The organism is Actinosynnema sp. NPDC050801, from assembly GCF_040673975.1.
In the GTDB taxonomy this organism is placed as follows: Bacteria; Actinomycetota; Actinomycetes; order Mycobacteriales; family Pseudonocardiaceae; genus Actinosynnema.
Window position 1 is genome coordinate 1 of the sequence record NZ_JBFAQZ010000002.1, and the last position, 6,085, is coordinate 6,085.

The following is a 6,085-nucleotide window of genomic DNA, read 5'->3' on the forward strand; positions in this document are numbered from 1 at the left end:
GAGTTCAACGTTCAGAACAAGATCGACTGTTCTGAGCGTTGAACTCGGGGTACGCGAACGTAGGACACGCGCGACCTGAACGTAGGACACGCGCGACCTGAACGTAGGACACGCGCGTTCTGGAGGTAGGACTCGCGAGGGGGAGGGGGAGGGTTAGCCGTGGAGGGTGCGGTAGGTGGTGGCGGCGCCGGGGTGCAGGGGGAGGCCGGCGGTGCCGATCAGGCTGCGGACGTCCAGGAACTGGGTGCCCAGTGCCTGTTCGGGGACCAGGGCGGCGGCGCGGGAGATCAGGGTGCGGGTGATCGCGGCGGCCACCTCGTCGGCCAACGACGCCCGGCACACCAGCAGGTTCGCCACCCCGATCGTGGGCACCTCGCCGGTCGCGCCGTAGACCCCCGCGGGCACCGGCACCTGCTCGTACACCGAACCGTGTGCGGCACGCAGGTCCGGTAGCAGCCCGGCCAGCGGCAGCAGGCGGATGCCGGGCAGCCGGGCCAACATCGGCGTCGGCACGCCGCCCGACCACAGCAGCGCGTCGATCCGCCGCTCCGCCAACGCCTGCGTGGCGTCGCCGAGCTTGAGGTGCGCCACCCGCACGGAGTCGCGCAGGTCGAGCGCGACGAGCATCCGCTCACCCGACAGCGACGCGCCGGAGCCCTCCGCACCCAGCGACACCGTCCGCCCGGCCAGGTCGGCCGGCGCCTGGGCCGGGTCGTCCTCGCGCACCACGAGCTGCAGGTAGTTCTCGTACACCCGACCGAGCGCGCGCAGCTCCAACCCGGGATCGGCGACGCGCGCGGAGTCGGCCAGGGTGAGCGCGACCTGAGCCCCGCCGGACGCCAGCAGCGCCAGGTTCGCCAGGCTGCCCTCGGTCTCCAACGCCCTGGCGCGCACGTCCACGAGCTGCCCGGCGAGCAGCGTGGCGAAGTCGAAGTACATGCCCCCGCGCTCACCGGCGGCGATGGCGAGCTCACCCGACGGCGCACCGGTCGTGCACCCGGCCGCCAGCAGCCCGAGCAGGAACACCCGCCGGTTCACAGCGCCGGCTCCAGCGGCAGGGTGACGCGGGCGGTGAACCCGTCCGCCGACGACAGAGCCAGCACGCCCTGCCGGGCCTTGACCAGCTGGTCCGCGATCGCGAGGCCGAGACCGGTGCCGGGCCGCCCGGACCTCCCGCGCCAGAACCTGGACGTGGCCAACGCCAACTCCTCCCCGGTCAACCCGGGACCGTCGTCGTGCACCTCCACCCACCCCACGCCCGCCGCACGGTCCGCGCCCAGCGACACCCGCACCGCGCCCCCGTACTTCACCGCGTTGTCCAGCAGCACGTCCAGCACCTGCGCGAGGTCCGACTCGGGGCAGCGCACCAGTACCGCCAACGCGGGCGTCACGGGCAGCGGCACCTGCCAGAACCCGGCCCGGTCCACCGCCACCGCGCCCACGTCGGCCAACTCCGGCTCACGCCCGCCCGCCGCGACCTCGGTGGCCACGCTCTCCGCCGCCGCCAACGCGAGCAGACCATCCAGCAGCGACTCCAGCCGCTCGATCTCGGCCACGCCCGCCGTGTACGCGCGCACGCCCTCCGGTTTGACCTGGCCGCTCAACGTGTCCATGCGCAGCCGCAACGCCGCCATCGGGTTGCGCAGCTGGTGCGAGGCATCCGCGATCAACCGCCGCTGCTGGTCGGCGGCCTCGGTCACGGCGTCGGACATCCGGTTGAACGACTCCGACAGCTCCCGCACCTCCGGCGGCCCGCTGCTGCCCGGCACGTGCGCCCGCCGTTCCCCCGCGGCCACCGCGCGGACGCCGATGGCCAGCTCCGCCAGCGGCTTGAGCAGCCACCGCGTGACGGCCAGCACCAGCAGGATCGAGATGACGGCCGCCGCCAGCGCGCCGCCGAGCACCAGCAGCCACCGCGCGGTCACGTCCGCCGCCGCACGGTCCACCGACGCCCGCAGCACCACCGCGCCCGCGACCCGGGTGCCTGTGCCGACCGGGCGGGCGAACACCACGTGCCCGGACGACCACGGCTTCACCGTCGGCACGGATGGCGTGGGCTGGTTGCGCAGCGCGGCGTCCAGGACCTGCGCCAACGCGGGGTCGTCGGCGGTGAGGCCGGCCTGGGCCACCGGCTGCCGGCGCGCGTCGACCACCACCACGGGGTCGCCGTACAGCTCGACGTACGCGGTGACCTCGTCGACCAGGGCGGCGCTGTCACCGGTGGTCTCCGCCTGCTGGGCGAGCGCGGCGAACCGGTCGAGGTCGCCGGTGCGGGTGAGCACGAACCGCTGCGTGCGCTCGGCGGACGTGGACGACAGCAGGGGCACGGCGAACGCGGCCACCGCGGCGGCCGAGAACAGCAGCAGCACCAACAGCAGGCGGCGGCGCATTCACGCACCGTCCGGCTTCTCGGCGTGGTCGAGGGCCAGCCGGTACCCGAAACCCCGGATCGTGGTGAGCAGGCCGGGACGGGCCAGCTTGGCCCGCAGCCCGGCCAGGTGCACGTCCAGCGACCGCGACACGGCCAGGTACGCGTCGCCCCACACCTCGTCCATGAGCTGCTGGCGGCTCACCGCCGTGCCCGCGCGGCCGGCCAGCGCGGCGAGCACGTCGAACTCCTTGGTGGTCAACAGGATCTCCTCGTCACCGACCACCACGCGCCGACCCTCCAGGTCGATCTCCACGTCACCGACCCGCACCGTGCGGTCCTTGGGCCCGGTGAGCGCCGTGCTGCGCCGCACGACCGCGTCCATCCTGGCCAGCAACTCACCGAGGCGGACCGGTTTCACCAGGTAGTCGTCCGCGCCGAGGCGCAGGCCGCGCACGATCGACCGCTCGTCACCGCGGGCGGTGAGCACCAGCACAGGCACCTGCGACACCTTGCGGATCTTGCGCAGCACCTCCAGGCCGTCGGTGTCGGGCAGGCCCAGGTCGAGCAGCAGCAGGTCGAACCGGCGGTGCGCCAGGAGCGCGTCCGCGCCACGGGCCACCCGGCTCGGCCGGTGGTCGTTGGCCTCCAGCGCCTCGACCAGGGCGTCCGCGACCCCGTCGTCGTCCTCCACGAGCAGCACGCGCACCCGTCCACCCCCTTCGGTTGGGGCGATTATGGCGTTCGAGGTGTAGAACAAGTGCCTGTGAGCATTGACGAGCACGTGCCCGCAGTCCTCCTGGACGAGGCCAGCGAGGCGTTGGAAGAACTTGCGGGCGTGCTGGCCGACGGCCAGACCCTCAAGGAAGCCTTGCAGCAGCTGGCGGAGTCGGCGTCGCGGGTCATCCCGGACGCCGAGAACGTCAGCGTCACCGTCGTGGGTGAGGAGGGCGCGGCAACGGTGGCCTGGACCGACGAGAAGGTCGTCTCGGTCGACGCCGACCAGTACGCGGCCGGCGACGGACCGTGCCTGGAGGCGTCCAGGGTCGGACGGCCGGTGCGGGCCACCCTGGTGGAAGGCCGGGAGCGGTGGCCCGAGTTCGCCGCCGCCGCCGAGAGGGCGGGTGTGCTGGCGTACCTGTCCGCACCGATCATGCTCGAGGACGACGTGCTCGGCTCACTGAACCTCTACGGCTCGCACGAGCGGGCGTTCGACCCGTTCGACGAGGCGTTGCTGCGGCTGTTCGTCACCGCCGCGTCCACCGCGATCACCGGCTTCCGCCGGTACGACCGGTCCCGTCGGCTGGTCGACCACCTCCAACGCGCGCTGAACTCGCGTGCCGAGATCGACCAGGCCAAGGGTGTGCTGATGGCCGCGCACGGCGTCGACGCGGACGAGGCGTTCGGGATGCTGGTGGTCGAGTCGCAGGAGCACAACACCAAGCTGCGCGACGTGGCCCGCAACCTGCTCTCGTCGGTGCGAAGAACCCCGTGATTGTCACGCCCCTGACAAAAGCGCTATTCGAATTCTTGTTTTCGCAACAGGCGGGCGGTTGAACGGCCGCGGCGCTTCGACTTGCGGTTAGAGTGTGCGGGAAGAAAGTCGATTCCCCCCATTCCGGTCCGAGGAGAAGCATGCGCAAGAACCGTGTCGCCGCGGCGGGTTTCGCCGTCGTGGTTTCCGCCGCGCTTTCCGCGTGCACCGACGGCCCGTCGTCGACGATGAGGACGTTCGACACGCCGCAGGCGCTGGCCGAGGCGAACCGGGTGGCCGCCGAGGGCAGGGGTTCGGTCACCGTCGACCTCGACCTCGCGACCAACGGCAGGGGCAGTTGCGGGTTGCGCACCGACGACTTCGCCGCGTCGTGCCGCATCTCCATCGCCGACGCCGAGGAGGTCGCGTACGTGATGGTGCCGGACGGCATCTTCGTGCGGATACCGCAGGGGCAGGCGCCGCAACCGGACAAGCCGTGGCTCAAGATCGACCCGGACGACCCGGACAACGCGCTGGGGCGGGCGATGGCGGACGTCGCCGTGCACATCCGCGACACCGCCGACATCCGCAAGGCGCTGCCCGAGGGCGCGCGGATCGTGGAGAAGACCGAGGAGTCCGTGTCCGGCAGGCAGACCGTCCGGTACACCGCGCACGTGACGGTGAACGGGCAGGCGTCGGTGCTGAAGCTGTGGGTGGACGAGCAGGACTTGCCGGTGAAGACCGAGGTGCGCACGCCGGTCGAGGGCGGTGAGCCGGTGCAGGTCGTGGCGAACTACCGCGACTGGGGCAAGCCGGTCGACATCACCCCGCCCACGCCGGAGCAGGTCGGCGAGTTGCCGACGCTGCCGGGCTGACGCCCCGCGCGCGGATCGGCCCCCTCCCGGGTTCGTCCTGCGGAGGGGGCCGATCCCGTTGCCGGGCAAGGGGATCGTCAGGCGCGGCGGCGGGTGCGGCGCAGGTAGAGCAGGATGCCCGCGCCGACGGCGAGCAGGGCGCCGCCCAGCACGAGCGGACCCTGGATCGAGGGGCCGGTGTCGGCCAGCTTGCCGCTGTTGGTCGGGTGGGTCACGGGGACCACGGCCGGTGTCGTGGTGGTGGTCGTCGTTGTCGTGCTGCTACGGGTGGTCGAAGTGGCGCTCGTGGTGGTGCTGCGCGTGGGAGCGCTCGTGGTGGTGGTGGTCGTCGGTGTCGTGGTGGTGGATGACGGAGTTGTCGTCATGGTGGTCGGCTGAGTGGTGGTCGTCGTTCTCGTTGTGGTGGTGGGACTTGTGGTCGTGGTGGTGGATGTGGTCGTTGTCGGCTGAGTGGTTGTCGTGGTGGGACTTGTGGTGGTGGTCGTCGGGGACGTGGTCGTCGTCGTGGTGGTCGAGTCCGTTGTGGTGGTTGTGGGATCGCTGGTGGTCGTGGTTGTCGTCGTCGGGTCGGTGGTGGTGGTCGGGTCGGTGGTGGTCGTCGTGGGGACGGTCGTTGTCGTCGTGGTGGTGGTAATGGTGGTGTCCGGCTTCACGGTGAACTGGTACAGCTGCGTCGACTGGCCCGGCTTGAGGGTGCACGCCGAGGTGAACGTGCCCAGCCCGGTCTCCGAGCCGTCGGACTTGCGCGGCGTCAGGGTGGTCTCGAAGTTGCCGATGCTGATCGTCGTGGTCCCGGCGTTGGGGAAGCTCACCGGCGGCGTGCTGCCCGTGGCGACGGTGTCGAACGCGCCCGACGGCGGCACCGGCGTCTTCGCCACGGTCAGGTTCGGCACGATGTCCAGCGCGAAACCCGCGTTGTCGATCCGGGTCTGGGCCTTGGCCGTGCCCTCCACGGTCGCCGCGCCGACGAGCACGAGGCCCTGCGTCGCCAGGTCCGGCACGGTCGCGGTGGCCGTCACGCGGGACTCCGGGATCGGGCTGCCCACCACCGCCTCGTCCGGCAGGTCGGCCACCACGATCTCGACGCTCATGTCCTGCGCCCCGATCAGCGGGAACGGGCAGTTGTAGACCAGGGTGAGCGTCGCGGTCGCGGCACTGCCGACGCCCGCGCCCCACAGGGCCGCGCCGAAGACCACCGCCGCGCCGACGGCCAGCGCGGCCACCCGGTGTCGCAGTCTCATGTCAGGTTCTCTCCTGGGAACGCCCCGAGCGGGGGGGGGGGGGGGGGGGGCGGGGGGGGGGGGGGGGGGGGGGGGTTGGGGGGGGGGGGGGGGGGGGGGTGGGGGGGGCGGGGGGGGTGGGGGTGTG

Annotated in this window: 6 protein-coding genes; 2 read left to right on the forward strand and 4 right to left on the reverse strand. The window is 72.3% G+C overall.

Translation table 11 applies throughout. The features are described 5' to 3' along the window. Positions 1-153 precede the first annotated feature (153 nt). Genes AB0K14_RS04890 through AB0K14_RS04900 form a run of 3 tightly spaced genes read right to left on the reverse strand, consistent with a single transcriptional unit; the run spans position 154 to position 3,077 of the window. Positions 154-1,038: a TAXI family TRAP transporter solute-binding subunit gene (locus AB0K14_RS04890; RefSeq protein ID WP_360466654.1), complete on the reverse strand. Its 885-nt coding sequence runs from the start codon at positions 1,036-1,038 to the stop codon at positions 154-156. Further along, positions 1,035-2,390: a HAMP domain-containing sensor histidine kinase gene (locus AB0K14_RS04895; protein ID WP_360466657.1), complete on the reverse strand. Its 1,356-nt coding sequence runs from the start codon at positions 2,388-2,390 to the stop codon at positions 1,035-1,037. Before AB0K14_RS04895 ends, AB0K14_RS04890 begins: the two co-directional genes overlap by 4 nt. Then, positions 2,391-3,077: a response regulator transcription factor gene (locus tag AB0K14_RS04900; protein ID WP_360466660.1), complete on the reverse strand. Its 687-nt coding sequence runs from the start codon at positions 3,075-3,077 to the stop codon at positions 2,391-2,393. 51 nt (positions 3,078-3,128) lie between these two features. On the opposite strand from AB0K14_RS04900, the gene AB0K14_RS04905 reads away from it, so the two are divergent. After that, positions 3,129-3,863, forward strand: a complete 735-nt coding sequence (locus AB0K14_RS04905) for a GAF and ANTAR domain-containing protein (RefSeq protein ID WP_360466663.1) — start codon at positions 3,129-3,131, stop codon at positions 3,861-3,863. A 140-nt stretch (positions 3,864-4,003) separates the two neighbouring features. Beyond that, complete coding sequence (locus AB0K14_RS04910; protein WP_360466666.1) at positions 4,004-4,717, forward strand: hypothetical protein; 714 nt, start codon at positions 4,004-4,006, stop codon at positions 4,715-4,717. A 77-nt stretch (positions 4,718-4,794) separates the two neighbouring features. On the opposite strand, the gene AB0K14_RS04915 is transcribed toward AB0K14_RS04910, so the two are convergent. Further along, positions 4,795-5,958, reverse strand: a complete 1,164-nt coding sequence (locus tag AB0K14_RS04915; protein WP_364337447.1) for a DUF6801 domain-containing protein — start codon at positions 5,956-5,958, stop codon at positions 4,795-4,797. Positions 5,959-6,085 lie beyond the last annotated feature (127 nt).

Coding starts and splice junctions, on each gene's coding strand:
- AB0K14_RS04895 (WP_360466657.1), bottom strand. CDS start 2,390: ATGCGCCGCCGCCTGCTGTTGGTGCTGCTGCTGTTCTCGGCCGCCGCG.
- AB0K14_RS04910 (WP_360466666.1), top strand. CDS start 4,004: ATGCGCAAGAACCGTGTCGCCGCGGCGGGTTTCGCCGTCGTGGTTTCC.
- AB0K14_RS04915 (WP_364337447.1), bottom strand. CDS start 5,958: ATGAGACTGCGACACCGGGTGGCCGCGCTGGCCGTCGGCGCGGCGGTG.